This is a genomic window from Dietzia sp. SL131, assembly GCF_026672565.1.
Lineage (GTDB): Bacteria > Actinomycetota > Actinomycetes > Mycobacteriales > Mycobacteriaceae > Dietzia > Dietzia kunjamensis.
The window spans coordinates 2,600,878-2,626,977 of the sequence record NZ_JAPPRI010000003.1; the positions used below are offsets into that span (position 1 = coordinate 2,600,878).

General features: G+C 71.3%; 24 protein-coding genes. 15 read left to right on the plus strand and 9 right to left on the minus strand.

From position 1 onward, the window contains the following. Positions 1–146 precede the first annotated feature (146 nt). Complete coding sequence (locus OVA21_RS13165) at positions 147–2,360, plus strand: prolyl oligopeptidase family serine peptidase (protein ID WP_268092578.1); 2,214 nt, start codon at positions 147–149, stop codon at positions 2,358–2,360. Here OVA21_RS13165 and OVA21_RS13170 read toward each other — a convergent pair. From OVA21_RS13170 to groL, 5 genes are all read right to left on the minus strand, one after another. Continuing rightward, positions 2,320–3,222 carry an alpha/beta fold hydrolase gene (locus tag OVA21_RS13170; RefSeq protein WP_268092579.1) on the minus strand — a complete coding sequence of 301 codons (903 nt, stop codon included), beginning with the start codon at positions 3,220–3,222 and terminating at the stop codon, positions 2,320–2,322. The two genes, OVA21_RS13165 and OVA21_RS13170, sit on opposite strands and share 41 nt — an antisense overlap. A 139-nt stretch (positions 3,223–3,361) precedes the next feature. Next, positions 3,362–4,477, minus strand: a complete 1,116-nt coding sequence (locus OVA21_RS13175) for an alpha/beta hydrolase (RefSeq protein WP_268092580.1) — start codon at positions 4,475–4,477, stop codon at positions 3,362–3,364. Positions 4,478–4,846: 369 nt separating this feature from the next. Continuing rightward, positions 4,847–5,020, minus strand: coding sequence for a hypothetical protein (locus tag OVA21_RS13180; RefSeq protein WP_167492368.1), 174 nt, complete (start codon positions 5,018–5,020; stop codon positions 4,847–4,849). A gap of 126 nt (positions 5,021–5,146) precedes the next feature. After that, entirely contained in the window at positions 5,147–5,284 is a 138-nt protein-coding gene (locus tag OVA21_RS13185) for a hypothetical protein (protein ID WP_167492367.1), read from the minus strand. 465 nt (positions 5,285–5,749) lie between these two features. Further along, positions 5,750–7,372, minus strand: a complete 1,623-nt coding sequence (groL, locus tag OVA21_RS13190) for a chaperonin GroEL (protein WP_067719261.1) — start codon at positions 7,370–7,372, stop codon at positions 5,750–5,752. A gap of 285 nt (positions 7,373–7,657) precedes the next feature. On the opposite strand from groL, the gene OVA21_RS13195 reads away from it, so the two are divergent. Both OVA21_RS13195 and OVA21_RS13200 read left to right on the plus strand, forming a co-directional pair. Continuing rightward, positions 7,658–8,134, plus strand: a complete 477-nt coding sequence (locus OVA21_RS13195; protein ID WP_067719264.1) for an SRPBCC family protein — start codon at positions 7,658–7,660, stop codon at positions 8,132–8,134. 7 nt (positions 8,135–8,141) lie between these two features. Further along, on the plus strand, positions 8,142–8,861 hold the full coding sequence (locus OVA21_RS13200; RefSeq protein WP_259820704.1) for a hypothetical protein: 720 nt from the start codon (positions 8,142–8,144) through the stop codon (positions 8,859–8,861). Between the two features lie 25 nt (positions 8,862–8,886). On the opposite strand, the gene OVA21_RS13205 is transcribed toward OVA21_RS13200, so the two are convergent. Next, positions 8,887–9,636 carry a hypothetical protein gene (locus OVA21_RS13205; protein ID WP_083249653.1) on the minus strand — a complete coding sequence of 250 codons (750 nt, stop codon included), beginning with the start codon at positions 9,634–9,636 and terminating at the stop codon, positions 8,887–8,889. A gap of 80 nt (positions 9,637–9,716) precedes the next feature. Here OVA21_RS13205 and OVA21_RS13210 point away from each other — a divergent pair, with 80 nt between their 5' ends. From OVA21_RS13210 to OVA21_RS13255, 10 genes are all read left to right on the plus strand, one after another. Continuing rightward, positions 9,717–11,153 carry a M20/M25/M40 family metallo-hydrolase gene (locus OVA21_RS13210; RefSeq protein ID WP_069389270.1) on the plus strand — a complete coding sequence of 479 codons (1,437 nt, stop codon included), beginning with the start codon at positions 9,717–9,719 and terminating at the stop codon, positions 11,151–11,153. 102 nt (positions 11,154–11,255) lie between these two features. Continuing rightward, entirely contained in the window at positions 11,256–12,449 is a 1,194-nt protein-coding gene (locus OVA21_RS13215) for an alpha/beta hydrolase (RefSeq protein WP_268092581.1), read from the plus strand. A 51-nt stretch (positions 12,450–12,500) separates the two neighbouring features. Further along, positions 12,501–14,777: an AAA family ATPase gene (locus tag OVA21_RS13220; RefSeq protein ID WP_268092582.1), complete on the plus strand. Its 2,277-nt coding sequence runs from the start codon at positions 12,501–12,503 to the stop codon at positions 14,775–14,777. 237 nt (positions 14,778–15,014) lie between these two features. Then, positions 15,015–15,563: a hypothetical protein gene (locus OVA21_RS13225; RefSeq protein ID WP_132062512.1), complete on the plus strand. Its 549-nt coding sequence runs from the start codon at positions 15,015–15,017 to the stop codon at positions 15,561–15,563. A 132-nt stretch (positions 15,564–15,695) separates the two neighbouring features. Continuing rightward, positions 15,696–18,740, plus strand: a complete 3,045-nt coding sequence (locus OVA21_RS13230) for a Na+/H+ antiporter subunit A (RefSeq protein WP_268092583.1) — start codon at positions 15,696–15,698, stop codon at positions 18,738–18,740. Next, a complete protein-coding gene (locus tag OVA21_RS13235; protein ID WP_159147571.1) occupies positions 18,737–19,366 on the plus strand; it encodes a Na(+)/H(+) antiporter subunit C in 630 nt (209 codons plus the stop codon). The genes OVA21_RS13230 and OVA21_RS13235 overlap by 4 nt, the downstream gene beginning before the upstream one ends. Next, positions 19,366–20,988, plus strand: a complete 1,623-nt coding sequence (locus OVA21_RS13240) for a Na+/H+ antiporter subunit D (RefSeq protein WP_259820699.1) — start codon at positions 19,366–19,368, stop codon at positions 20,986–20,988. Before OVA21_RS13235 ends, OVA21_RS13240 begins: the two co-directional genes overlap by 1 nt. 1 nt (position 20,989) lies before the next feature. Further along, positions 20,990–21,766: a Na+/H+ antiporter subunit E gene (locus OVA21_RS13245; RefSeq protein WP_259820697.1), complete on the plus strand. Its 777-nt coding sequence runs from the start codon at positions 20,990–20,992 to the stop codon at positions 21,764–21,766. Between the two features lie 65 nt (positions 21,767–21,831). Continuing rightward, positions 21,832–22,059: a monovalent cation/H+ antiporter complex subunit F gene (locus tag OVA21_RS13250; protein ID WP_235027698.1), complete on the plus strand. Its 228-nt coding sequence runs from the start codon at positions 21,832–21,834 to the stop codon at positions 22,057–22,059. Further along, positions 22,056–22,424 carry a monovalent cation/H(+) antiporter subunit G gene (locus tag OVA21_RS13255; protein WP_067719292.1) on the plus strand — a complete coding sequence of 123 codons (369 nt, stop codon included), beginning with the start codon at positions 22,056–22,058 and terminating at the stop codon, positions 22,422–22,424. The genes OVA21_RS13250 and OVA21_RS13255 overlap by 4 nt, the downstream gene beginning before the upstream one ends. A gap of 136 nt (positions 22,425–22,560) precedes the next feature. Here the strand turns inward: OVA21_RS13255 and OVA21_RS13260 are convergent, their stop codons facing one another. The 3 genes from OVA21_RS13260 to OVA21_RS13270 all read right to left on the minus strand — a co-directional run bounded on the left by OVA21_RS13260 (position 22,561) and on the right by OVA21_RS13270 (position 24,135). Further along, complete coding sequence (locus OVA21_RS13260; RefSeq protein WP_067719295.1) at positions 22,561–22,911, minus strand: hypothetical protein; 351 nt, start codon at positions 22,909–22,911, stop codon at positions 22,561–22,563. A 90-nt stretch (positions 22,912–23,001) separates the two neighbouring features. After that, positions 23,002–23,781 (minus strand): LytR C-terminal domain-containing protein, encoded by a 780-nt coding sequence (locus OVA21_RS13265; protein ID WP_259820694.1) that lies wholly within the window; start codon positions 23,779–23,781, stop codon positions 23,002–23,004. Between the two features lie 15 nt (positions 23,782–23,796). Continuing rightward, entirely contained in the window at positions 23,797–24,135 is a 339-nt protein-coding gene (locus OVA21_RS13270) for a DUF3263 domain-containing protein (protein ID WP_268092584.1), read from the minus strand. 156 nt (positions 24,136–24,291) lie between these two features. On the opposite strand from OVA21_RS13270, the gene OVA21_RS13275 reads away from it, so the two are divergent. Then, entirely contained in the window at positions 24,292–24,969 is a 678-nt protein-coding gene (locus tag OVA21_RS13275; protein ID WP_259820692.1) for a peptide deformylase, read from the plus strand. Further along, entirely contained in the window at positions 24,962–26,038 is a 1,077-nt protein-coding gene (locus OVA21_RS13280) for a GNAT family N-acetyltransferase (RefSeq protein WP_259820691.1), read from the plus strand. Before OVA21_RS13275 ends, OVA21_RS13280 begins: the two co-directional genes overlap by 8 nt. The last annotated feature ends 62 nt before the right edge of the window (positions 26,039–26,100 follow it).

Consider the following 26,100-nt stretch of genomic DNA (forward strand, 5'->3'; position numbering starts at 1 on the left):
GCACTCCCGCGTTGGTCGGGAATGGCCGGGTCAGTCGACCCGCGGCTACGGAAGATGCTACTGACCTCACGAACGCGTAACAAGAGCCTGTGAACATCCGAGGAGGGTTTCGGTCTGTTCGCTTGATCACGTGCATCATCGAGGGCATGACCGACACCGCGATCTCCGACCCGTTCCTCCACCTCGAAGCCGTCGACTCCCCCGAGGCGCTCGGATGGGTGCGCGAGCGCAGCGACCGGACGGTCGCCGATCTCGCCGCCGGAGATCATGCCGAAGCCGCGCATTCCCGCGCCCTGGAGATCCTCGACGCCAGCGACCGGATCGCGTGGCCGGTCCTCCGCGGCCGCTACGCCTACACGCTGTGGAAGGACGGTGACCACCCCCGCGGGCTGTGGCGCCGGGTGCCGTGGACCGTGCTGGCCGACGGGGCGCCGGGGGTGGACCACCCGGACTGGGAGACGCTCGTGGACGTCGGGGCCCTCGCCGACGAGGAGGGCGTCAACTGGGTGTACTCCGGCACGGTCGTGCGTCGTCCCGTCGACGACCGGGCGCTCCTGCGGTTGTCCCGCGGAGGCGCGGACGCCGTGGAGGTCCGGGAGTTCGATCTGACCGAGCGCCGCTTCGTCACCGCCGGGGAGGGGGCGTTCCACCTGCCCGAGGCCAAGTGCTCGGTGTCCTGGGTGGACCGCGACACCGTGCTCCTCACCGCGCCGCTGGACCCGGACGGCTCCGACGCCACCGACTCGGGGTACGCGCGTGTGGTGCGGCTCTGGCGTCGCGGGACCGATCCCGCCCAGGCCCCGGTGATCTTCGAGGGCCGCACCGACGACGTCGCGGTGGGCGCCTCGCACGACCCCGTCACCGGGCGGTTCCTGGCCAGCCGGGCGCCCGACTTCCACACCTCGCAGGAGGTGTTCTGGACCCCGGGCACCGACCCCGCCTCCACCACCCCGCTCGCGGTGCCCGTGCCCGAGGACTGTGACGTCACCTCGTGCGGCGACTGGCTCATGCTGCGCCCCCGCACCGATCTGGAGATCGCCGGCCGCTCCCACCCCGGCGGGTCGGTGCTCGTGGTGCCGTGGGCCGCCGTCGACGCCGAGCCGGGTCGGCTGCCGGAGCCGGTCGTGCTGTTCTCCCCCACCCCGTCCACGACCGTCGAGGACGTAACCTGGGGCCGCGGCCGGATCCTGCTCACCGTCCTCGACGACACCGAGTCGCGGATCGACGCGTTCTCCCTCCCCGACACCGCCGACGGCGACTGGTCCCCGATGCCCGTCGAGGGCCTGCCGGAGCACGTCTCGGTCGACGTGCTGTCCTGCGACCGACTCTCCGGGATGGACGACGACCCGGCGTCAGGAGCCGCACCCGGCTCAGCCGTACCCAGCTCAGCCGTACCCAGCTCAGCCGCACCCACCCAGGCGGGCGAGCGCCCACACCCCGACGACGCGGTGCTCGCGGTCTCCGGGCCGGTCGTCCCGCCGTCGCTGGTCCTGCTCCGGGCGGACGGCAGCACCACCACCCTCGGCTCGACGCCGCACCGGTTCGACTCCTCCGGGATCGAGGTCACCCGTCACACCACCGTGAGTGACGACGGCACCGAGGTGCCCTACACGGTCATGCGCGGGCCGGGCCCCGCCGGACCACGCCCGACCATCCTCTACGGCTACGGCGGGTTCGAGGTGTCCATGCGCCCCGCCTACGCCGCCCTGCGCGGCGCGCTCTGGCTCGAGGAGGGCGGGGTGTACGTCGTGGCGGGGATCCGCGGCGGTGGTGAGTACGGGCCGTCGTGGCACCGCGCCGCCATTCGGGAGAAGCGTCCCCGGGCGTTCGAGGACTTCGCGTCCGTGGCCCGCGCCCTCGTCGAGGAGGGCGTGACGACCCGCGATCAGCTCGGGGCGACCGGCGGATCCAACGGCGGCCTGCTCATGGGCGTCATGCTCACCCGCTATCCGGAGCTCTTCGGCGCCCTCGCGATCGCTGTGCCCCTACTGGACATGAAGCGCTACCACCTGCTCCTGGCCGGAGCGTCGTGGATGGCCGAGTACGGGGACCCGGACTCCGCCGACTGGGACGACTTCCTGGGTGCCTACTCCCCGTACCAGCACATCCGGCCCGCCTCGGAGGTCCGCTACCCGCCGGTCCTCATGACCACCTCGACCCGGGACGACCGCGTCCATCCGGGCCACGCGCGCAAGATGACCGCAGCCCTGGAGGACGCGGGACACGAGGTCCAGTACTACGAGAACGTCGAGGGCGGGCACGCCGGCGCCGCCGACAACTCGCAGGAGGCCCGCAAAGCGGTCCTCACCTACGAGTTCTTCAGACGTCGACTACCTCGTCGTCGTCCCCACCAGGGGTGACGGCACCCACCTCCCGGTCGATCCACCCCAGCGCCCGGGCGACCACCTCGGCGGGGCGGCGGGCCCACGCGTTGTGGCCCAGCGCTTCCGGCTCCAGCTCCAGCGTCGTCCGCGCCGAGGGAAGCATGGCCAGGAGGTTCCGCGCCGCGCCGGCCGGTGCCAGGGGGTCGTCGGCGATCGCCACCGCCAGCGCCGGCACGGTGACCCGCGCGAGGCCCGCCGGGTAGTCGAGGTCCGCCCGTGCCGGCTGCATGACGCCGCGTCCGGCGAGCCGGGACCAGTCGCGGACGCGGTCGGCCGGGATCCTCCCCTGCGCGCCGAAGAACTGGCCCGGCACGTGCCCGGACAACCAGGCCAGCGTCGGGAGGATGACCGACGCGGCGCGAAGCTTGTGCCCGAAGGAGCCCGGGAACCCCCGGTGGAACGGTGACTGGGCGGCCACGGCGACCAGGCCCACGACCCGCGGGTCGTGGCGGGCGAGGTGGTAGACGCCGATCTGCGCGCCCATGCTGTGGCCCAGCAGCACGACGGACCGCGCGCCGAGACGCTGCTCCATCGCGTCCAACGCGAGCGGGACGTCCTCGGCGGCGCTCTCGTGGTAGCCGGCCGGGCCGCTGCGACGCCCGATACGGTAGGTGCTCTCACCCTGACCGCGGAGCTCGGTGATCGCGACGTCGACGCCCTCGGCCGCCAACGCGCGGGCGAGGGGGAGGTAGTACCGGGCGCCGACGGCGATGCCCGGCAGCACCAGGATCGCGGGCCGGCTCTCGTCCCGCCGAGCCGTCTCGACGATCAGCAGCGGACTCGTGCTGCCGTCCGAGTGCTGCAGCTCCACCCGCTGCGGGTCCTCCATTGTGGTCATGTGTACAGGATGCCGGACTGCACTCCGGTCTGCCCGGCCGCCCCTGGATACGACGAACCCCGCGCCACCGGTCGTCGGCGGTGCGGGGATCGTGGTGGTGCGGGCGACGCGTGCGACGCCCTGCCTCAGGGGATCAGGCTCAGCCCCAGCTGGCGCCCATGGCGCGGCCCATCATCGGCCAGGACTGCTTGAGGTCATCCTCCCAGTAGCCCCACGAGTGCGTGCCGTTGGGCGCGAAGTCGAACTCGGCCGGGATGCCCAGCTCACCGAAGCGGCGGGCGAGGTTGGCCGTGCAGTACTGGGTGGCCGCCTCGATGACGCCGCCGACGATCGCCTGGTTGGCGAGCGCCGGGATGCTGTTGCGCAGACGCCAGTTCTCGAGCGACTCGTGCGGCCCGGGCAGGCCGTTGCCGGTCGAGATGAACATCGCGGGGAGCTGGTTGTTCTTCATCTGCTCCTGGAAGCGGAAGGCACCCCAGACCGGGTCGTTGTCGAACCAGTTGTTGGTGCCCGTGCGGGGCTCGCCCGGGAAGGGGCCCCACATGTTGTCGAGGTTCGCGCCGCCGCGCATACCGGTGACGATGTTGATGAACTGGTAGCCGATCGGCGTGGAGGTCTCGGCACAACCCGAGTACGAGCCGATGGCCTGGAACCTGCCCGGGTGCTTCTGCGCGATCGTCAGGACCGAGGTGGCGGTCATGGAGATCGCCGCGAGGCCACGCTTGCGGCCCTCGTAGTTGCCGCCGTAGCGGCCCTCGAAGAGGTTCGGGAGCTCCTCGGCGAGGTAGGTCTCGAACGCCATCGGGCGGTCGGTCTCGCGGGCGAAGCGGGTTTGGACGTTGGGATCGTGCCGCTGCCAGTCGGTGTAGTACGAGAAGGCGCCGCCGATCGGGGTGACGGTCCACGCGTCCTTGTCGGACATGAACTTCTTGACGTCGGACTGCGCCTGCCAGGTGGCCGAGTCCTCGCCACCGCCGGCGCCGTTGATCAGGTACAGCACCGGGGCCCCGGCGTTGCCGTCACGCGGCGGCTGGACGATGTTGGGGACCTCGATCGCCATCTTGTCCGACCACACCGAGACGATCATGCGGCCGTCGGGCAGCTTGGTCTCGACGACCTTGTTGGCGGCCGTGGCCTTGGTGTACTGGATGCTTCCGCCCTGGGCCTGGGCCGTGCCCGTGGCGACGACGGGGACCATGGCCGCAGCGAGGGCCGCTGTCGCGACCTTCGTGCCGAACGGCTTCACTGAACGCATATTTCGACGCCTTACATTCTCGTTGTTCACAGACGGACCCGGGCATTCCTGCGGGAACGCTAACCCGATTCCCAGTAGTCACACAAGTCCCACCAGGCACAGTAGTACCATAATTGCGTCCGCAGGTCGTGCGTATTGCATCCGCGGGGCACGCTCCGAGGCTCCCACAGTCAGGTGAACGGAGGGAAACCACGGAGCCGGCCGGTGCGGCTCACGTCAACATTATCGGCGCTATCGGACCTCGCGTTACCGATATGAAGAAATTCCGATACACCCCTCGCTGCGAGGGTGCGCGCGCCACACCGGACGCGACACGAGACAAGGGCCCCGGGCATAGCCCGGAGCCCTTGTCTCGATCAGTGGTACTACTCAGGCCATGAAACCGGCGTCGAAGGCCGCCTGCAGGTCGCCACCGGCGAAGTAACCGGCGGCGCCGACGAAGTCGCTGACCCAGCCGATCAGGTCCGACAGGACGCCGAAGGTGCCGTCCTCGCCGATGATGCGGCCCAGGCTACCGTCGGCACCGAAAGCATCGATTCCCATAATTTTCTCCTTGACGTGAGTGGTGAGTGCAGGGTCTCCGGCACTCGAGTGAACTGCGGGGGGGTGACCAATTCCAGGCTCGCGGTCGAGGTGGGGGCCGGAACAGGCCCCACAAACGAGCAGCGGCTATTCGGAGGCTTCGCCGAGGCTGCCCAGTACGGTGTCGAGGCCGTCACCGGCAAGCGAGCCAGCGAAGCCCATGACGCCCGAGAGGACGTCGTCGATCGCGCCGAGAAGATCGCCGATGGCGCTGAAGTCAGGCATGTGTTTCTCCCTTGAAAGTTGTGCCCCGGCTTCTGGGGCCAGACTCAGCGTAATCTGAGTAGACCCAAAGTCAATCGTGACCTAGGTCACCACGTCGGCCGCGTGACGCAGATTTAACTTAACACGCCCTCCGTGACTCAGATCACTAGATGCAAGGAGATCCTAGCATCACGATCTGCCTGCGCAAAGGTCAATGAACCATCGACTTAATCGGCTGCGTTAGCCTTCCCTCACGAACTGCAAGAGTTATCGATACGGTCTCGTAACCTCCGGGTCGATAAACCTTCATCTAGACAAGCGCCTATTAGACCCGAAAGCGGCCCGCACGATCAGGATCGCACCGGGAAGAACACGATGTGTTCCCGGAGCGAGCGGCGTGCGGGCAGCCCGATGAGGCACGGAAATAGGCCGTGGCCCGCACCGGAGATCCGGTGCGGGCCCGGCCGCGTGCTGGGATGGGCTACATCAGAAGCCCATGCCGCCCATCTCGTCGCCACCCGGCATGGCGGGCGCGGCGGGCTCGGGCTTGTCGGCCACGACGGCCTCGGTGGTGAGGAACAGCGCGGCGATCGACGCGGCGTTCTGCAGCGCCGAACGGGTCACCTTGACCGGGTCGTTGATGCCGGCCTCGAGGAGATCCTGGTACTCGCCGGTGGCGGCGTTCAGGCCCTCGGCGCCCGGCAGGTTGCGGACCTTCTCGGCCACGACGCCCGGCTCGAGGCCGGCGTTGTGGGCGATCTGCTTGAGCGGGGCGCTGAGCGCGAACTTGACGATGTTCGCGCCGGTGGCCTCCTCGCCCTCGAGGGACAGACCATCGATGGCGACCTCGGACTTGACCAGGGCGACGCCGCCGCCGGCGACGATGCCCTCCTCGACGGCCGCCTTGGCGTTGCGCACGGCGTCCTCGATGCGGTGCTTGCGCTCCTTGAGCTCGACCTCGGTGGCCGCGCCCGCCTTGATGACGGCGACGCCGCCGGCGAGCTTGGCGAGGCGCTCCTGGAGCTTCTCGCGGTCGTAGTCGGAGTCCGAGTTCTCGATCTCGGCGCGGATCTGGTTGACCCGGCCCTCGATCTGACCCTGGTCTCCGGCACCCTCGACGATGGTGGTCTCGTCCTTGGTCACGACGACCTTGCGGGCCTTGCCGAGCATGGAGATGTCGGCGGTCTCGAGCGAGAGGCCGACCTCCTCGGAGATGACCTGGCCACCGGTGAGGATGGCGATGTCCTGCAGCATGGCCTTGCGGCGGTCACCGAAGCCCGGGGCCTTGACGGCGACGGACTTGAAGGTGCCGCGGATCTTGTTCACGACCAGGGTCGACAGGGCCTCGCCCTCGACGTCCTCGGCGATGATGAGCAGCGACTTGTTCTCGCCGATGACCTTCTCCAGCAGCGGGAGCAGGTCCTTGACGGTGGAGACCTTGCCGGAGACCAGCAGGACGTACGGATCCTCCATGACCGCCTCCTGGCGCTCCGGATCCGTCTGGAAGTACTGCGAGATGTAGCCCTTGTCGAAGCGCATGCCCTCGGTGAGCTCGAGATCCAGACCGAAGGTCTGGGACTCCTCGACCGTGATCACGCCCTCCTTGCCGACCTTGTCCATGGCCTGGGCGATGAGCTCGCCGATGGCCGGGTCGCCGGCGGAGATCCCCGCGGTGGCGGCGATCTGCTCCTTGGTCTCGATCTCCGTGGCGGAGTCGATCAGGTGCTTGGTGACGGCCTCGACGGCCTTCTCGATGCCGCGCTTGATGCCCATGGGGTTGGCACCGGCGGCGACGTTGCGCAGGCCCTCGCGCACGAGCGCCTGGGCGAGAACGGTGGCGGTGGTGGTTCCGTCGCCGGCGACGTCGTCGGTCTTCTTGGCGACCTCCTTGACCAGCTCGGCGCCGATCTTCTCGTACGGCTCCTCGAGCTCGATCTCCTTGGCGATGGAGACGCCGTCGTTGGTGATCGTGGGGGCGCCCCACTTCTTCTCCAGCACGACGTTGCGGCCCTTGGGGCCGAGCGTGACCTTGACGGCGTCGGCGAGCTGGTTGAGACCGCTCTCCAGGCCGCGCCGGGCCTCTTCGTCGAACGCGATCATCTTTGCCATGGGGTGAATCATCCTCCGGGTATGGGGTGACACGCGTGTGGTCAGCGTCGGTGCCCGCGACGGACGGTGCGGACCGTGTCGGATCCGCGCCTCACCTTGCGACCTCGGTTCTCAGATCTTGCTGGCACTCAGGGTAGCCGAGTGCCAATCGCTTTTCTAGCACTCGCCCCCGACGAGTGCAAAGGCCCGGACGACTGATTCGCGCTCGGCGAACGACCCTCATGTCGTCCGGTCCTGCCCTACCATCGAGACGCCGTCCCACCCGTTCGCCCGAAAGGCTCGTCAATGCCCACCGAACCCGCCGCAGCAGGCGCCATCGAGAGCTCCATCGAGATCGACGCCCCGCCGGCCCGGGTCTGGGAGGTCATCTCCGAGGTCCGCAACGCCACCCAATGGAGCAGCCAGGCCTGGAAGATCTTCCCCCTCGGCGGCCGCACCGCCAAGGGCACGTGGGCACTGAACCTCAACAAGCGTGGGCCGCTCCTGTGGCCCACGACCAGCCGTGTGGTGGAGTTCGAGCCCGGCCGCCGGTTCGCGAACCGCATCACCGAGAACACCACCGTCTGGGTCTTCGACCTCGAGCCGACCCCCGCCGGCGGCACGCTCCTCACCGAGCGCAGGGAGGTCCCGGACGGGCTGACCTTCATCTCCCGATTCCTCACCGACAAGGTGTTCGGAGGACAGAAGTCGTTCACCAGCGAGCTGGACCGGGGCGTGTCCACCTCCCTGCAGCGGATCAAGGCGCTCGCCGAGCGGAGCTGAGGCCGGGATGGCCCGGGCCGCCGCGGCCCTCATCGCGGGCTCGCTCGTCGCGTCGCTCTCCGGCTGCGCCCTGTGGTCGGGCGACGGCGACGACGTCGACGCCCCTGCCCGCGAGCAGCCCGGGCCCACCCTGGCCGCCGGCCCCCCGCCGGCGGACTGGCAGGACGTCCGCAGCCCCACCGGGCTCGTGTACTCGGTTCCGCCGGGGTGGGAGGTCGGGGACCCGTCCGGGGTCGACGACGACGCCGGCGACCCCGGATCGGACTGGGGATCGGGCTACGTCACCACCGCCAACGCCATCGCTGACCGTGGATACTGCCGGCTCGGGGGCCTGAGCTTCCGGACCCTGGTCGGCATCAGCGCGACGGCACTGCCGGGCGAGGCGCGTGAACAAGCCGAATCGGCGTCCCGGGCCATGGCGGACTCGATCGACCGACGGTTCACCCAGGCCGGTGCCGACGTCCCCGTGCCCGATGCCCGCAGCATCGGGGTCTCGGGGGTGCCCGCCTGGTACGTCTCGCTGCGCGGCGAGGTGCGTCCCCCGCGCAACGAGTGCACCCCGCCGACCATCCGCTTCGACACCATCGCGGTGTCCACACGGGGCCCGGACGGCGCGCCGGCCTCACTGGTGTTCGTGCTCATGTCCGATGAGGGCGAGGCCGGCGTGCAGCCCACGGAGACGATCGACGCCGTGGTGGCGTCCCTGCGCTACGACATCTCGGTGTGACGCCACCCGGGCGCGGCCACCCGGTTCAGGCCGCGGTGGCGGAGTCTCGTCCGCCCGTCGCGGGATCGCCCCCGGCGGACGGTGCGATCACCTCGTCCGTCCGCGCGTCACGCGGCAAAAACTCCGCCCACCCCTGGTCGCAGCGGGCCCACGCCCAGCCGGCGTCCGCCGCGGCGTCGGCCGCGTCGACCGGGACGGTCCGTCGGCACACGGGGACGTCCGGCCCGTCCTTCGCCTGGATGAGCAGGCAGTCGCCAGACCGCTCGAAGCGGAAGCAGCGTTCGCCGTCGACCTCCAGCTCCAACCGGTCGCCGTCGATCAGGAGCTTGCCGATCAGCTGGCCCAGGAGTTCACGGGTGACCCACGGCAGCGTGCCGCGGGGTCGACCGCGCACCGCGTGGTCGGCGATCCCCGCGCCCACCATGGTGGGCCGACGGTGGACGTCGACATCAATGCGCTCGCGCGGGTCGGCCACCAGTCCCAGCTCGGGCGAGGTCACGCGGAGCTGGCGCGGGGCGGCGTACCGCATGACGGCGTTGACCACGAGTGGGCGGGTGATCACCTCGGGCCGGATGACCACGCCCACGCCGTCGATCTCCGGGCGCGAGCACAGAGCGCCGGTCTCGCCGATCGCCTCGGCCTCCGGGAACCGCTCCGACACCTCGTCGCACAGCGCCTCGAGGTCCGCCCGCACGCGTGCGGGCAACTCGTCGACGGAGGTGAGCTCGCGGAGCTCCTTCTCAGCAGGGGTGACGACGATCACAAAGCTACTCATGTGCACACCATACTTCATGCTGCGTTCACTTTCCGTTCATGTCGCCGAGTCGTGTCGGAGCGCGCAACTACTCTGTGCGCATGGCCGACTCCCCCGCGTTCGCTGACCCCCACGCCGATCTCGCCCCGCTCGCGGCCGCGGTCGCCGCCCAACTCGACCGGGCCCGCTCCGATCTCGCCGATCTCGTCGCCCTACCGTCGGTGCACGATGCCGAGCCGGAGGCCGGCGCACAGGCCAGCGACCTCGTCCGCGGCCTGCTCACGGACCTGCCGATCCCGGGCCTGGGCCCGGACTCGGTCGAGGTGATCGAGACGTCCGACGGGTCGCGCGCGGTGTTCGCCCACCGCCCGGCCGCACCCGGCCGCCCCACCGTGCTGCTCTACAGCCACTACGACGTCCAGCCCTCCGGGGACCCGGGCGAGTGGACGTCCTCGCCGTGGGAACTGACCGAGCGCGACGGCCGGTGGTACGGCCGCGGTGCCGCGGACTGCAAGGGAAACCTCGTCGTGCACCTCGCCGCCCTGCGCGCCCTCGCCGCCCTGGGTGACGACGACGAGGTCGGCGACCCCGGGGCGGACCCGCTGGACGGCCTGGGGATCCGACTCGTCGTGGAGGGCTCCGAGGAGACCGGCGGAGGGGGCCTGGACGATCTCGTGGCGTCGCGGCCAGACTTGGTGGCGGCGGAGGCGATCCTCATCGCCGATTCCGGGAACGTCTCGGTCGGCACCCCCACGCTCACGACCAGCCTCCGGGGGATCGCCAACCTCGTCGTCGTCGTCGACACCCTGGAGGCCGGGGTCCACTCCGGACAGTTCGGGGGCGCGGCGCCCGACGCGCTCGCCGCCCTCATCTCCATCCTCGCCTCGCTGCGCGACCCCGCCACCGGCGCCACGACCGTCGACGGCCTGGACTTCACCGGCGAGTGGGACGGGCAGGCCTACCCCGAAGAGACGTTCCGCGCCGACGCCGGGATCCTCGACGGGGTGGAGGTCTCCACGGCGGCCCCGCTCGCGGACCTGGTGTGGTCACGGCCCGCGGTGACCGTGCTGGGGATCGACTGCCCGCCGGTCGAGGGGGCGATCGCCGCCGTCCAACCCCGAGCCCGCGCCCTGATCAACCTGCGCGTTCCACCCGGGATCGACCCGGTCGAGGCGCAGCGGCTACTCACCGCGCACATCGAGCGGCGCAGGCCGTGGAACGCCCGGGTGACGGTGGAACCCGAGGCCGTCGGCCACCCGTTCCGCTCGGTGCCGGCGGGCGGCTCGGACCCGGTCCACGACCTGCTCTCGCAGTGTCTGGTGCAGGCCTACGGTGCGGAGGAGGTCGCCGTGGTCGGCTCCGGCGGATCGATCCCGCTGTGCACCGCGCTGCAGCGGGCGCATCCCGACGCGAGCATCGCACTGTTCGGCGTCGAGGACCCCGCGGCCGCGATCCACTCCCCCGACGAGAGCGTCGACCCGCGGGAGATCGAGCGCATCGCACTGGCGGAGGCGGCGTTCCTGCAGCGCTACCGCTGAGCCCCCGGCCCGGAGAACCGGTAACGGTGTGATGCCCGTGGGCCGATACTGTCACCAGAGGCGGCGCGACCAGGTCTCGGCTGCCCGGAAGAAGGAGCTGCCATGCCCATGCCCGTGCCCGCACTCGCCCACCGCGTCACCCGCGCAGGCCGCGCCCTCCTCGCGACCGCCGCCGCCGCCGCACTGACGGTGGGACTGCTCCCCGCCCCGGCGCAGGCGCAGGGACTGCCGGGGTCGATCAGCCCGGAGCAGATCGCCAACGGTGCTCTCGGCACCATCTCGCCGGAGAGCCTCAGCCAGCTCCTCTACTTCGGCAACCTGCCGGGCTCGTCCGGGTCGTCGATGATGGGCATCGCCAACCGACTCGGATTCTCCCCCAACATGTTCGCCGGACCCCCGCCGCCGGCACCCCAGCCCAACCCGAACATCACCGAGACGCGCGTCGTGAGCAAGGAGATCGACGGACGCTACGAGCGGTGGCTCATCGACTCGGCCGACATGAAGCGCGGGATCACCGTCGAGGTCTACCGCGCGCCCGACGGTAATCAGAACGCGCCGTTCCTCTACCTCCTCGACGGTGTCGGCTCCGAACTCCCCAGCGGCTTCATGCAGTGGGGCGCGGCAGAGCAGTTCGCGGACGAGAACGTCAACCTCATCATCCCGACCGGTGGCCAGGGTTCGATGTGGGCGGACTGGAACGAGCCCGACCCGGTGCTGGGCATCAGCAAGTGGGAGGCCTTCATCACCCGCGACCTGCCCGCCCTGGTCGAACCCGAGGTCAGCACCAGCCGCAGCCGCGCGATCGGCGGGATCTCGATGGGCGCCGGCGCGGCCGTGACCATCGCCACCCGCCACCCCGATCTCTACCGGGCCGTCTTCGGCGTCTCGGGCTGCTACTCCACCGGCACGCTCGGTCAGATCCTCACCCGCTACACCGTGGAGAGCCGCGGCGCGACCCTGACCAACATGTGGGGCGAGCCGGGCACCGCGCAGTGGGCGGCCCACGACGCGCTCATCAACGCGGAGGGATTGCGCGGGAAGGCGATCTACCTCTCGTCCGGCACGGGCGTGGCCAACCCGGGCGACTGGGAGGACTACAACAACGACGCCGCCAACTTCGTCGCCGGCATGGCGCTGGAGCAGGCAACCGGGCAGTGCACACGCGCGGCGGACCGTCGCCTGCGGGACCTGGGCATCCCGGCGACGATCGACCACCTGCCCACCGGGCTGCACAACTGGTCCTACTACTCGCGTCAGATCCCCGTCGCCTGGAACGCCATCCGCGGCGCGCTGTAACCCCACCGGGGACGGAAGGGGTCCGGCGCTCGCCGCGATACGCTCACCTCCGTGAACCCCCGCCCGGATCTTGACCTGACCCTGCGCCTGTCGGCGTCCGCGGCCGACTCCCGACGGGGAATCGTCCGCGCACTCCCGGAAGTGATCCTCGCGCTGGGGATGCGCGAGTGGGATGCCATCGAGATCATCGGTGCCCGCACGACGGGCGCCGTGGTCGCCGCCGCGGCCACGGGCGCGCCGAGCGGTGTCCTGGTGGTCGACGAGGTGGTGGCCGCCAACTGTGGCCTCGGTGAAGACGCGCGGGTGACCGTGCGCGCCGCGCAAGTGACGGGCGCACAGTCCGTCGAGGTGCAGGGCCTCCCGCCGGCGGGTCGCGGAGTCGCCGAGCGTGTGCTGCGGTCGGCGCTGCTGGGCAAGGTGGTGCGGGTCGGGGACTCGGTCACGCTGATGCCGCGCGACCTCGGCCCCGACTTCCCCACCTCCGGCACGACCCGCACCCTGCGCAACACCATGGGCGCGGCGTGGAGCACCGAGCTGCTCACCGTCACCGCGACCGTGCCCGGCGGGACCGTCTCCGTGCAGCCCACCACGGCGATCGTGACCGGCGTGGGCACCGGGGGCGCGGGGGCCGGGGGCACCGGTCCGACGGCGAGCTCCCCCACCGCGGCGGCTCCTGCCGCCGCCGGGGGCAGCGCGGGCCCGGAGACGGCCGGCGGCTCGGCCATCACTGCCGTCGCGAGGGAAGACCTCGTGGGCGTCGCCGACCGGGCCGAGGTGCTGGAGCAATGGCTCTCCCTCGCGCTGGACCGCTCGGACCTGCTGCGCACGCTGGGCGCGTCGCCCCACCTCGGGGTACTCGTGGCGGGGCCTCCGGGCGTCGGCAAGGCGACGCTGGTCCGCTCGGTCGCGGGCGACCGGCGACTCGAGGTGGTCGACGGGCCCTCGGTCGGGGCACTCGACCCGGCCTCGCGACTCGAGGCGGTCCGTGCCGCCGCCGAACGGGCCCGGGAGAACGGCGGGATCCTCCTGGTCACCGACGTCGACGCACTACTCTCCGCGCAGCCCGAGCCGGTGTCCACGCTGGTCCTCGACCGACTGCGGTCGGTGGTGGCCTGCCCCGGATCAGTGTTGGTGGCGACCTGCGTTCGCCCCGAGGACGCCGACGCCCGGCTCCGGGAACCCGACCTCTGCGACCGCGTCCTCGACCTGCCCCTGCCCGACGCGGCCGACCGTGCCGCGCTGCTGGAGATCATGCTCCGGAACGTGCCCACCGCGACGCTGGACCTGCCCGCCATCGCCGAGCGCACCCCCGGGTACGTCGCCGGCGACATGAGGGCACTGACCCGGGAGGCGGCACTGCGCGCGGCCGGGCGGGCCGCGGGCAACGGCGACACCGACCTCGCTGCACCCGACCGTCCCGCGCCAGACCACCCCGCCGCCCGTCTGGAGCAGGACGACCTCCTGGGCGCGATCAGCGTGATCCGGCCGCTGTCCCGGTCCGGCACCGAGGAGCTGAGCCTCGGATCGATCACCCTCGACGACGTCGGGGACATGGAGGAGGTACGTCAGGCGCTCACCGAGACGGTGCTCTGGCCGCTGCAGCACCGCGACTCCTTCGAACGGCTGGGGGTGCAGCCGCCGCGGGGCGTGCTGCTGTACGGCCCCCCGGGGTGTGGCAAGACCTTCGTCGTGCGGGCCCTCGCCGCGAGCGGCCGGCTGACGGTGCACATGGTCAAGGGCGCCGAGCTCATGGACAAGTGGGTCGGGTCCTCGGAGAAGGCCGTTCGCGACCTGTTCCGCAAGGCCCGGGACTCCGCGCCGTCGCTGGTGTTCCTCGACGAGATCGACGCGCTCGCCCCGCGCCGGGGCCAGTCCGGCGACTCGGGCGTCGGCGACCGGGTGGTCGCGGCCCTGCTCACCGAACTCGACGGTGCGGAGCCGCTGGGCGACGTGGTCATCCTCGGCGCCACCAACCGGCCCGAGCTCATCGACCCCGCGCTACTGCGTCCGGGGCGACTCGAACGCCTGGTGTTCGTCCCCCCGCCGGACGCCGAGGCCCGGGCGGACATCCTCCGGGCCGCGGGCCGGGACGTCCCGCTGGCCGACGACGTGGACCTGACCGAGCTCGCGACCGACCTGGACGGGTACTCGGCCGCGGACTGCGCCGCACTGCTGCGGGAGTCGGCGCTGACCGCGATGCGTCGCGACATCGACGCGGCCGAGGTCACCGCAGAGGACGTGGCGCGCGCCCGCCGCGCGGTCAGACCCTCTCTCGACCCCGTGCAGGTGGAGGACCTCCGGCAGTACGCCGAGCGTCGCGAGAGCTGAGCCGTGCGTGGGTGCGCCGCGCGAGGGTGGGCGGCGCGCGGGCAGGGCGAGGGCAGGACGCGCGGGCGGGGCACCGCGGGCTTGCCGGGATTCCCGCCGGCGGCCTAGAGTGTCTGACCATGCGGAAGATTCTCGTAGTAACCGGACGTAACGGGGCCTGACAGACCGGCACCCCCGTTGCGTGGTTACTCCTTCTCCCGTCGGTCACCTCACCGACGCGAGAGAAGCGAGAACCCCATGACCCCCACGGCGAATCCCACCTTCGGCCGGCCCAACGCGACCGCCGGCTCTCCCACCTGCCCCTTCGCGGACCGATTCGGCCGCCGCCTGCCACGGGGGTTCGCCTCCGAGGCCGCGGGCCTGGACTGGCGCACGCTGCTCGACACCTACGCCCCGTCCACCGACCGCTTCCACCTGGCCGATTTCTCCCGCCGCCCGCTGGGCCGGGGCATCACCGCCTACGAGGCGATCCTGGCCACCCGTACCGCCGGGGACGCGCCCGGCGAGTTCACCGCCCGCCGCCTGACCACCGAGTCCTGCGGCGACGTCACCGCGATGTCCGACATGCTGGGGCAGGTCGGCGCCCGCACGGAGATCGAGCAGTTCCACCAGTACGAGGGCCACCGGCACGACGGCCACGCGTTCGGCGAGGCCGGATCGTGGTGCACCATCCTGCGCGCCAGCTGTGGTCGCCGCGAGACGTGGGCGCTCGGGTTCGGGCAGACCTCCACCGAGGCCTCGATCGCGGCGCTGCTCAGCGCCGCGACCCGTCTCCACCTGCGGTGAAGACGGGTCAGAAACACCGTTCTGTAAAGTGACCACAGGAACCACGCCCCGGTCGACCACCGACTCCCCGCCGCCTCGCGGCGGATACGTCCGCATGTCGTCGTCCGTTCGACGCAAGGAGAGGAGCCGCCGGTGATCGTGATCCTCGCGGCCCATGCCGTGGCCGCCCTGATCGCGATCCCGTTGGTGTCCAGGTTCGGACGCCGCGCCTTCCCGCTCCTGGCGTTGGTCCCCGCCGCCGGCACGGTGTGGGTGGCCGCGAACCTCGACCGGGTACCCACGGACTCCATCCAGTGGGCTCCCGGCATCCACCTCGCGCTCGACCTGCGGATGGACGCCCTGTCCGCGCTGATGTCCCTCATCGCACTGGGCGTCGGTGCGTTGGTGCTGTTCTACTGCACCTGGTACTTCGACGACTCCGAACCGCGACTCCACCTGTTCGCCGCGGAGCTCGTCGCCTTCGCGGGCGTCATGTTCGGCCTGGTCGTGGCCGACAACATGATCCTGCTGTACATCTTCTGGGAGATCACCTCCGTTCTGAGCTTCCTGCTGGTCGGCCACTACGCCGAGCGGGCCTCGTCCCGGCGTGCCGCCACCCAGGCACTGCTGGTGACCACCCTCGGCGGCCTGGCGATGCTCGTCGGCATGATCATCCTGGCGCAGGAGGCCGGGTCGTACCTGCTCAGCGAGATCGTCGCGGCCCCACCGTCGGGGGCCCAAGTCCACTGGGCCCTCGCCCTGCTCATCATCGGCGCGGCGAGCAAGTCCGCCATCGCTCCCCTGCACTTCTGGCTACCGGGGGCGATGACCGCCCCCACCCCGGTGAGCGCGTACCTGCACTCCGCGGCCATGGTCAAGGCCGGCGTCTTCCTCGTCGCGGCGTTCAGTCCCGGGTTGTCCGGCTCGTCCACCTGGCAGCTACCGCTCATCGCCCTGGGCCTGGTCTCCCTGCTCATGGCCGGGTGGCGGGCGCTGAGAGAGACGGACCTCAAGCTGGTGCTGGCCTTCGGCACCGTGTCCCAGCTGGGCTTCCTGCTCGTGCTGGTGGGCATCGGCTCCCGGGACACCATGCTCGCCGGGCTCACCATGCTGCTGGCGCATTCGCTGTTCAAGTCGTCCCTGTTCATGGCGGTCGGCGTGATCGACAAGACGACCGGCACCCGCGAGATCCGCGAGCTGTCGGGCCTCGGTCGCACGCGGCCCGCGCTGGCGGTGTTCTTCACCCTCGCCGCCGCCTCGATGGCCGGGCTCCCGCCCTTCCTCGGGTTCATCGGCAAGGAGTCCGCGTTCGCCACCGTGCTGGCCGAGGGGAGGCTGCACGGGATGCCGGCGATCGTCGTCACCGCGGGCCTCGTCGTGGGCTCGGTGCTCACCTTCTCGTACACCGCCCGCCTGGTCATGGGTGCATTCCGGGACAAGCCGTCCTTCTCCGACGGGATCAGCCCGGCCGTCGCCGACTCGAAGCCAGTCAACCCGATGTTCCTCTCGGTGCCCGCGGTCCTCGCCGTCGCCGGCCTCGTGCTCGGCCTGTGGTGGGCGCCCGTCGAGAACCTCCTCGTCCGGTTCGTCGACGTCGCGTTCCCGCCCGGCAGCCCGTGGCGCGGCGACGAGACCTACCACCTGGGACTGTGGCACGGCGTCGGCATCCCGCTGGCGCTCACGGCGGTCGTGTACGTGCTGGGAGCCATGCTCTACGTCGCCCAGCGGACCGTCGAGCGGATGCAGTTCGAGTCCCCCGCGCTGGGTAACGCCGACCGCATCTACGACGCCGTCCTGCGCTTCTTCGACCTCCTGTCCCTGCGCCTGACCGCGAGCATCCAGCGCGGCTCCCTCCCGCTGACGCTCGGCATCATCCTGTTCACCCTCGTGCTGTTCCCGTTCGCGTCTCTCATGGTCGGCACCCGCGAGGGCCTGCGGATGGAGCTGGCGGGCAACCCGGTCGTGCTGTTCGTCATGATCCCCATGACCGTCGCCGCGATCGCCGCCACCGTCCTGCGCAACCGTCTCGCCGCGGTGATCAGCATGTCCGTCACCGGCTACGGCGTCGCCATCATCTTCGCCTTCCACGGCGCCCCGGACCTGGCCCTCACCCAGGTGTTGGTCGAGACGCTGCTGATGGTCGCGTTCGTCCTGGTGCTGCGCACGATGCCCGCCGAGGTCCCGTTGTCGGACGGCTTCCGCCGGACCCGCGCCTGGCTCGGCATCGGGGTGGGGCTGCTCGTGGTGATCGTCGGCGCCTACGCGATCAACGCCCGCCAGCGGCCCGCCGTGTCCACCGTCTTCCCGGACCTCGCCTACGACATCGGCAACGGTGCCAACGCCGTCAACGTCACCCTGGTCGACATCCGCGCCTGGGACACCCTCGGTGAGATCACAGTGCTGCTCGTCGCCGCCACCGGTGTGGCCAGCCTGGTCTTCCGCAACCGCCGCTACGGCTCAGGGCCCCGCCTCGCCGACGCCGGCAAGACGCGCTCCGGCCGACGGGGCATCGAGGCCGCCCGGATCGTCGTCGAGGCTCCCGGCGCCTCCCCCGGCCGCTGGCTGGTCGGGGCGACAGTCCGCGATCCGCGGGCCCGTTCCCTCGTTCTCGAGGTCACCACCAGGCTCATCTTCCCCACCATGATGATCCTGAGCCTGTTCTTCTTCTTCGCGGGACACAACAACCCCGGAGGGGGCTTCGCCGGCGGTCTCGTGGCGGGCCTGGCCCTCGTACTGCGGTACGTCGCCGGCGGCCGCTACGAACTCGGGGAGGCCATCCCTATCGACGCCGGCCGGATCCTCGGATTCGGGCTCCTGCTGGCCGCCGGCACGGCGACCGCGTCCATGTTCTTCGGGGCGCCTCCCCTGTCCAGCGCCACCTTCGAGGGGACGCTCCCCGTGTTCGGGGACGTCAAGTTCGTCACGGCCCTGTTCTTCGACGCGGGGGTCTACCTCATCGTCGTCGGTCTCGTCCTCGACATCCTCCGCAGCCTCGGCGCCCGACTCGACCTGGACGCCGAGGACCTCGAGGAACTCCGCGCCGTCTACGTCGACGCCACCGACTCGCCGTCCACCGCCTCCCTGCGCCGCGTCCCCGGCGTCGACGGCGCCGCACCGCGGTCCGATCTGGCCGCCCGCCGCGCCGCGCGCCTGAAGGCCGCCGAGAACCAGGGCACGACGTCCCGGGGGATGCCATGACCGCCGACTTCGCACTGCTGCTCCTGGCCGGCATCCTCAGCGCCGCCGGCGTCTACCTGCTGCTCGAGCGGGCCATCATCAAGATCCTGCTGGGCATCATGATCCTGTCCAACGGCGTCAACCTGCTGCTGCTGGCGGCGGGCGGCGCCCCCGGGAACCCGCCCATCCGCGACCGGACCTGGGGCGGCAACGCCACCGACTCCGATCCGCTGGCCCAGGCCATGATCCTCACCGCCATCGTCATCACCGCCGGTGTCGGGGCGTTCATCCTGGCGCTGGCCTACCGCTCGTACCAGTTCACCACCGTGGACGAGGTCGCGGACGACGTCGAGGACACGAAGATCGCCCGACGGTCCCCCACCGACGCCTGGTCCGCCCCCGACCGTGACGCCTCCGACGACCACACCACCGGTCAGCCCACCGAACTCGGTGACCACGTCGACTACGACGACGAGGACCTCGAGGAGGCCGAAGCCGAGGCCGCCGCCGAAGCCCGCGCGGAAGCACGGGCCCGGGCCGAGGCCGATGCTCGCGCGGAGGCACGGGCCCGAGCCGAGGCGGAGGCCCGACGGATCGATCGACGCGTGAAGCGCTACAAGGACGCCGGAAAGGACGAGGACCTGTGATGTCCCCCGAACTCTTCGGCTACCTCATCCCGTCGGTCGTGCTCGCCCCGATGCTGGCGGCCGCCCTCTGTCTGGTGGTCTCCCGCCGACCGCGGGTGCAGAACGTCATCACGATCACCACCCTGTCCGGGGTGTTGGTCATCTCCGGCATCCTGCTGGTGCTCACCGAACAACACGGGATGCACACCGTCCAGGTGGGAGGCTGGGACGCCCCGGTCGGCATCACCCTGGTCGCGGACCGGCTCAGCGCGCTGATGCTGTGCGTGTCCGCCGTGATCCTGCTGACGGTCATCATCTACGCCGTCGGCCAGGGTGTCCGGGACGGAGACGGCGACCAGCCGACCTCGGTCTTCTTGCCGACCTACCTCGCGCTGGCCGCCGGCCTGAACGCGGCGTTCATCGCCGGCGACCTGTTCAACCTGTTCGTCGGGTTCGAGATGCTGCTGGCCGCGTCCTACGTCCTGCTCACGCTGGGTGCCAGCCAGGAACGTGTGCGCGCGGGAGTGTCGTACACCGTCGTGTCGATGGTGTCCTCCATGGTCTTCCTGTTGGGCATCGCACTGACCTACTCCGCCGTCGGAACGCTCAACCTGGCGCAGATCGCCACCCGGATGACCGAGGTCCCGGACGGCCTGCGGCACACCATCTTCGCCGTGTTCCTCGTGGCGTTCGGCATCAAGGCCGCCGTGTTCCCGCTGTCCACGTGGCTGCCCGACTCGTACCCGACCGCGCCCGCCCCGGTCACCGCCGTGTTCGCCGGTCTGCTCACCAAGGTCGGCGTCTACGCGATCATCCGCTTCCACACCCTGGTGTTCCCCGGTGGCAGCATGGACGGCGTCCTCCTGGTGGCCGGCCTGTTGACGATGGTCGTGGGCATCCTCGGTGCGATCGCCCAGTCGGACATCAAGCGGATCCTGTCGTTCACCCTGGTCAGCCACATCGGCTACATGATCTTCGGAATCGCCCTGTCCACCGAGTCCGGGCTGAGCGCCGCGATCTACTACGTCGGCCACCACATCGTCGTGCAGACCACACTGTTCCTGGTCGTGGGCCTCATCGAACGGCAGGCGGGGTCGTCCTCCCTCCGCCGATTGGGGTCGCTCGGCGTCGTCAGCCCGGTCCTCGCCGTCACGTTCCTCATCCCGGCGCTCAACCTGGGCGGGATCCCGCCGTTCTCCGGCTTCGTCGGCAAGCTCGCCGTGGTCCAGGCCGGCGCAGAGGTCGGCGGGGTCCTCATGTGGGTGCTCGTCGCCGGCGCCATGGTCACCAGCCTGCTGACGCTGTACGTGGTCGTGCGCGTGTGGTCCAAGGCGTTCTGGCGGCCCCGGGCGGACGCCCCCGAGGGCGCGATCGCGCTGGCCAAGCCGCTCGCACTGCTGCCGTCCGACGAGTACGTCGAGTTCGACGAGCGCGACGAGGTCGGGCGGATGCCGTGGAGCATGCTGGCCCCGACATGGGCGCTCATCGTCGTCTCGCTCCTCATGACCGTCTTCGCCGGCCCACTGCTCGCGGTCACCGACGGCGCCGCCGCGAGCCTCCGGGAGCGTGTCGAGTACCTCGTGACCGTCCCCACCGACGCCACACCCGAACGCTTCGTCGACTCCGTGACGGGGGTGCGCTGACATGGCCCGGAAGATGACGTTGGAGCCGCGGGTACTCGGCGCCCGCCTGTTCATGACCCTGTGGCTGGCCTTCGCCTGGGTCCTGCTGTGGGGCAGCATCGACATCGGCACCATCGCCGCCGGACTCATCGTCGCGACCGTGGTCATGGCCGTCCTCCCGCTCCCCCGCGTCCCCGTCGAGGGGCTGCTGCGACCGGTGTCGATGGTGTGGCTGGTGATCGTGGTGGCCTACTACCTCGTCCGGTCGTCATTCGCCGTCGCCTGGCTCTCGGTCCGGCCCCAGGCGCCCCCGCGCTCCGCCGTGCTGCGCGCCCCGATGCGGCTGAAATCCGACTTCACCCTGGCCCTCGCCGTCAACACCCTCAACCTCATGCCGGGCGGCATCGTCGTCCGCGTGGATCCCGCGGCCCGCTACGTCTACATCCACGTGCTGAACACCGGAACCGACGACGCCGTGGAGCATTTCCGATCCCAGACCGCGCACATCGAGACGCTCTACCAGCGCGCCTTCGAGCGCGACGAGGACTGGAAGCCGAGCCCGGAGCACTACTCCGCACCCGCCGACAGCGCCCCGACGACCGTGGGCACCGCGGACCCCGCGGACCCCGCGGACCCCGCGGACTCCGCGCCCGCCACCCATCACGCAGCTCACGGTCACGCCGAAGCAGAAAAGCCCGAAGCCGCACGAGCCGAAGCGGAGCAGGCCGCAGCCGAGCACTCGGCCCACCACGCGGACGACGCCGGCGGCCCCACCCCGGGACAGGAGGCCCCCCGGTGAACATCATCTCGCTCATCCTCTGGAGCCTGGCCGTCATCGCGCTGACGGCCGCGCTGTTCGCCACCATGATCCGGCTCGTCGGCGGCCCCAACACCCTCGACCGGCTGATCTCCCTGGACGCGCTCGTCGCGGTCGCCCAGGGCGGCATCGGCATCTACATCGCCTGGTCCAAGGACACCACCCCCGCCGCCGCGCTCGTCGCGCTCGCCCTCGTGGCGTTCCTCGGCTCGGTGTCCGTGGCCCGTTTCCGCGTGAACGACACCGTCGGAACGCCCGAGGAGGCCCTCCCATGACCAACGACCTGGTGGAGATCATCTCCGCACTGTTCGTCCTCGCCGGCGCGCTGCTGACACTGGCCAGCGCGATCGGCCTCGTCCGCTTCCGCGACACCCTCAGCCGCATGCACCCGGCCGCCAAGCCGCAGGTCCTCGGCCTCGTGCTGATCCTGCTCGGCGCCGGGATCCGGATCTTCCCGGACATCGACCTGGGCATGCTCGTGCTGGCCGCGATCGTCGCCGTGTGCACGGCGCCGGTGATCGCGAACCGCGTGGGCAACCTCGCCTACCGGGAGAGCGTCGAGGACGGCACCATCACCCACGAGGCCCCCGTGCTGGAGAAGTTCACCGGGTCGGGCCTCGACGGCAGCGCCGCCAACTGACCCGTCGCGCGGCCGGAGCCGGCCACCGGCTCAACGAGAAGAGCGTCCCGCACCTGTCCCTCTCGGGGACCGTGTGCGGGACGCTCTTCTCGTCGTCCGGGGGTGGTGCCGACCCGTCAGGTCAGGGGCGGGCTGCTCAGGGGGCGGGCTGCGCCGGGGCGTTGCCGGCCTGCTGCCCGGCTCCCGGGACGACCACGCCGTCGTCGGTGGTGGCCTGGCCGCCGCCCTCGTCGCCGCCCTCGCCACCGGGAGTGCCCGTCTCGGTCGCGCCGGGCTCGAAGTCGCCGGCCCCCTCGGGCACGTCGGTCTCCTGCGTCTCCGGGATCGAGCTCGTCGGCGCGGCGTCCTCGGTGTAGCTGGGCAGCGTGTACGGCGCGTCGGCCTCGGCCGGCTGCTCGTTGGGCGGGCTGCACGCGGCCACGGCGAACGCGAGGGCGAGTGCGGGAGCCGCGACCAAGAGGCGGCGGGCGGTCTGACGCGGGGCCATGGGGGCTCCTTCGATCTCGGGAAGCTGCAAGTCGCTAGTGAGCACGCAACCCGCGGAACGGAATGCGTGGGCTCATCATATCCTCAGGGGTCAGCGGTCGAGATCCTGGGTGACGATCACGATCACCCCTGGCGCCTCGTCCGCGAGATCCGCCGGCCGCGGCTTGGCGGTGATGCCCAACTGGGACGCGATCGCCTGTGCTGCCTGCTGTTCTCCGGGGCCGGAACCGTAGAAGGCGGTCGACTCCGCCACGACGCCGCGGTTGGACGGCATGTTGGCCACCTCGCCCACGGCGTACCCGTTCTCGCGCAGCGCCTCGCCGGTGCGGCCGGCCAGCCCGGTCACCGTGCTGTTGTTGAAGATCTGCACGGGCACGGACGTCACGTCCGGCACCGCTCCGCCGGGGACCTGCCCGGCGGGCTGGCCCGGCGCGGGCGCCGCGGGGTCGCCGGACTGCGGGGCCTGCCCGTCGGCTCCTCCGCCGGGCGCACCGTCCGCGCCGCCGGCACCGTCCTGACCGGCCCCGGCGTCGCCCGGGGCAGTGGCGGCGCCGGCGCCGTCGGCCCCGGTCTGGCCATCGGCGTCCTGGCCGGCCGAGGCGTCCTGCTCGACCTGGGAGGTGGTGTCGTCGGCGGTGGGGGTCGCCTCGTCCTCGTCACCGCCGAACAGCTGGACCAGTCCGACGCCGACCGCCAGCACGACCGCGGCCAGCAGCACCATCGCGATGGCGCGGTACGGCGGGCCGGTCGGCTCGTCCATGGCCGGGCCGTCGCCCTGCGCGTAGGGGTCGTCGGCGCCGTGCGCGCCGCCGTACTCGGCATCGCCGGGCTGCGGGCTGTCGTACTGCGGGGGTCCGGACTGGGAGCTCACGCCGCCGAGTCTAGGTCAGTCGAGCCGCATTCCCAGGTTGCGCGCCGCGCGTGCCTTCTGTCGGCTGGAACGCATCCGGCGCAGCCGCTTGACGAGGAGCGGGTCCGCGGCCAGGACCTCGGGGCGGTCGATGAGGTCGTTGAGGATCTGGAAGTAGCGCGTACCGGACATGTCGAACTGCTGCCGGATCGCCTCCTCCTTGGAGCCGGCGAACTTCCACCACTGCCGCTCGAACTCGAGCATGGCCCGGTCTCGTTCGGACAGGACGGGGTCGGCGGCGTGGAGCTCGGCCGCCCCCTGCTCGCGGTCCTTCTCGCCCTGCACCTCGCGTGCCGCGGTGGCTGACCGACCCATGTGCCTGCCTCCTGACCGTGATGACCTCTGTTGACCACTGACAACGACTGGCGACCTCTGCCAACCACGACGCCGAAATACACCGTTGTGATTCCCCCGTAGTGAACCACACACCTCCGACACGTCGCCATGTCCGGCAATCTAGAATCGACCACCATGGCCGTCCGTCCCATCGTCATCCTCGGCGATCCCGCGCTCCACGCCCCCACCGAGCCCGTCACCGAGTCCCCCGAGGAACTCGCGGCGCTGGTGCAGGACCTCTACGACACCATGGACGCCGCCAACGGGGTGGGCCTGGCCGCCAACCAGATCGGCGTGCGCAAGCGGCTGTTCGTCTACGACTGCCCCGACCTGGACACCGAGGACGGCGAGGGCGTGACCCGCGAGGAGGTCGAGGCGCGCGGCGGTTGGCTCAACCGGCGCGGATGCGTGGTCAACCCGGTCCTGGAGACGTCCGAGATCCCGGAGACCATGCCGGATCCGGAGGACGACCTCGAGGGTTGCCTGTCCGTCCCGGCGGTCAACTTCCCGCGCGGTCGCGCCTGGTGGGCGCGCGTGACGGGCACCGACGAGCACGGCGAACCCGTCTCGGTGGAGGGGTACGGCCTGTTCGCCCGCTGCCTGCAGCACGAGGTCGGCCACCTCGACGGTTTCCTCTACACCGACGGCCTCATCGGACGGAACCGCAAGGCCGCCAAGCGCCACATCCGTGACGCCGGGTGGGGCGTACCCGGCCTGAGCTGGGATCCGGCCTCCGACCCGGACCCGTTCGCCGATGAAGACGATGACGACCACGACTACGACGACGACGAGGTCGGCACCGATCATGGCTGAGCAGGACCGGGGCCTGTCGGAACGGTCCCGGTGGAACGCCGGCCGCCGGGTGGCGGTGGGCGATCGCGTGGTGGTGCGTCGCCACCTGGAGGCGGGCCAGACCTCGCATCTGTACACGGACGTCATCGGTCGCGTGGTGGAGCTCGAGCCGGAACTGGTCGTGGCCCGCGAGTCCGGTGAGCAGGTGCGGATCGCGGACGCCGACATCGCGGTGCTCAAGGTGATCCCGCCGCGGCCGGTGCGGGCCCGCGACATCCGGGCGCACGAGTACGCCGGCGCCCTGGCGTGGCCCGGACCGGAGTACGAGGTGGTCGACGGCTGGTTCTGCCGCGCCGGCGACGACTGGTCCTACCGCGGGAACTCCGCGGTGCCGGTCCTGCCGTGGGCCAACTGTGAGGACCTGGACGGGGTTCGCGACTGGTACGCCGCCCGCGGCCTGCCGCTGCGACTCGTGGACGTGGGCCGGCTGGTGAAATCCGAGCGAATGAAGCTCGACGGCGCCCCGGTGGACGCCTCGCGGATCCATGCCGACCGCGACCTCCTGCTGTGCACCGCCGACAGCCGCGACCTGCTCGCGGTGGTCGACGAGGCGTTCCCCGCCCCCACCCGGCCGGCGGTCACCCTGGCCGAGCGTCCCGACGACGACTGGCTGGCGCTCTACCACGCCACCGCCGACCTCGACCCCGAGCGGGTCCGGCCCGCGATGCTCGCCACCGCGGGGCTCGTCGCCTCCGGACCGGACGCCGGCGAACCCGGCCCCGGCGGCCACGCGGTGTTCGCCCGGCTCGAAGAGGACGGGGACCTGGCCGCGATCGCCCGCGGCGCCGTCACCGCCGGACCCGACGGCCACCCGCGGATCGCCGTGTCCTGCGTGCAGACCGCGGACGCCCACCGCCGCCGCGGCCTGGCCGAGGTGGTCACCGGCTCGCTCGTGGAGTGGGGACTGGGCCTCGGCGCGCAGGAATGTCACCTGCACGTGTTCGCGGACAACTCCGCCGGGCGTGGTCTGTGGGCCAAGCTGGGACTGCAGCCGCACCATTCGCTGCGCCACCTCGTCGTCGTCGACTGACACCGGCGGTCGTCGTCGACTGACACCGGCGCCGCTCCCACGGTGACACCGCCGCGCGGAGG

Coding starts and splice junctions, on each gene's coding strand:
- OVA21_RS13165 (WP_268092578.1), top strand. CDS start 147: ATGACCGACACCGCGATCTCCGACCCGTTCCTCCACCTCGAAGCCGTC.
- OVA21_RS13170 (WP_268092579.1), bottom strand. CDS start 3,222: ATGACCACAATGGAGGACCCGCAGCGGGTGGAGCTGCAGCACTCGGAC.
- OVA21_RS13175 (WP_268092580.1), bottom strand. CDS start 4,477: ATGCGTTCAGTGAAGCCGTTCGGCACGAAGGTCGCGACAGCGGCCCTC.
- OVA21_RS13180 (WP_167492368.1), bottom strand. CDS start 5,020: ATGGGAATCGATGCTTTCGGTGCCGACGGTAGCCTGGGCCGCATCATC.
- OVA21_RS13185 (WP_167492367.1), bottom strand. CDS start 5,284: ATGCCTGACTTCAGCGCCATCGGCGATCTTCTCGGCGCGATCGACGAC.
- groL (WP_067719261.1), bottom strand. CDS start 7,372: ATGGCAAAGATGATCGCGTTCGACGAAGAGGCCCGGCGCGGCCTGGAG.
- OVA21_RS13195 (WP_067719264.1), top strand. CDS start 7,658: ATGCCCACCGAACCCGCCGCAGCAGGCGCCATCGAGAGCTCCATCGAG.
- OVA21_RS13200 (WP_259820704.1), top strand. CDS start 8,142: ATGGCCCGGGCCGCCGCGGCCCTCATCGCGGGCTCGCTCGTCGCGTCG.
- OVA21_RS13205 (WP_083249653.1), bottom strand. CDS start 9,636: ATGAGTAGCTTTGTGATCGTCGTCACCCCTGCTGAGAAGGAGCTCCGC.
- OVA21_RS13210 (WP_069389270.1), top strand. CDS start 9,717: ATGGCCGACTCCCCCGCGTTCGCTGACCCCCACGCCGATCTCGCCCCG.
- OVA21_RS13215 (WP_268092581.1), top strand. CDS start 11,256: ATGCCCATGCCCGTGCCCGCACTCGCCCACCGCGTCACCCGCGCAGGC.
- OVA21_RS13225 (WP_132062512.1), top strand. CDS start 15,015: ATGACCCCCACGGCGAATCCCACCTTCGGCCGGCCCAACGCGACCGCC.
- OVA21_RS13235 (WP_159147571.1), top strand. CDS start 18,737: ATGACCGCCGACTTCGCACTGCTGCTCCTGGCCGGCATCCTCAGCGCC.
- OVA21_RS13240 (WP_259820699.1), top strand. CDS start 19,366: ATGTCCCCCGAACTCTTCGGCTACCTCATCCCGTCGGTCGTGCTCGCC.
- OVA21_RS13245 (WP_259820697.1), top strand. CDS start 20,990: ATGGCCCGGAAGATGACGTTGGAGCCGCGGGTACTCGGCGCCCGCCTG.
- OVA21_RS13250 (WP_235027698.1), top strand. CDS start 21,832: ATGATCCGGCTCGTCGGCGGCCCCAACACCCTCGACCGGCTGATCTCC.
- OVA21_RS13255 (WP_067719292.1), top strand. CDS start 22,056: ATGACCAACGACCTGGTGGAGATCATCTCCGCACTGTTCGTCCTCGCC.
- OVA21_RS13260 (WP_067719295.1), bottom strand. CDS start 22,911: ATGGCCCCGCGTCAGACCGCCCGCCGCCTCTTGGTCGCGGCTCCCGCA.
- OVA21_RS13270 (WP_268092584.1), bottom strand. CDS start 24,135: ATGGGTCGGTCAGCCACCGCGGCACGCGAGGTGCAGGGCGAGAAGGAC.
- OVA21_RS13275 (WP_259820692.1), top strand. CDS start 24,292: ATGGCCGTCCGTCCCATCGTCATCCTCGGCGATCCCGCGCTCCACGCC.
- OVA21_RS13280 (WP_259820691.1), top strand. CDS start 24,962: ATGGCTGAGCAGGACCGGGGCCTGTCGGAACGGTCCCGGTGGAACGCC.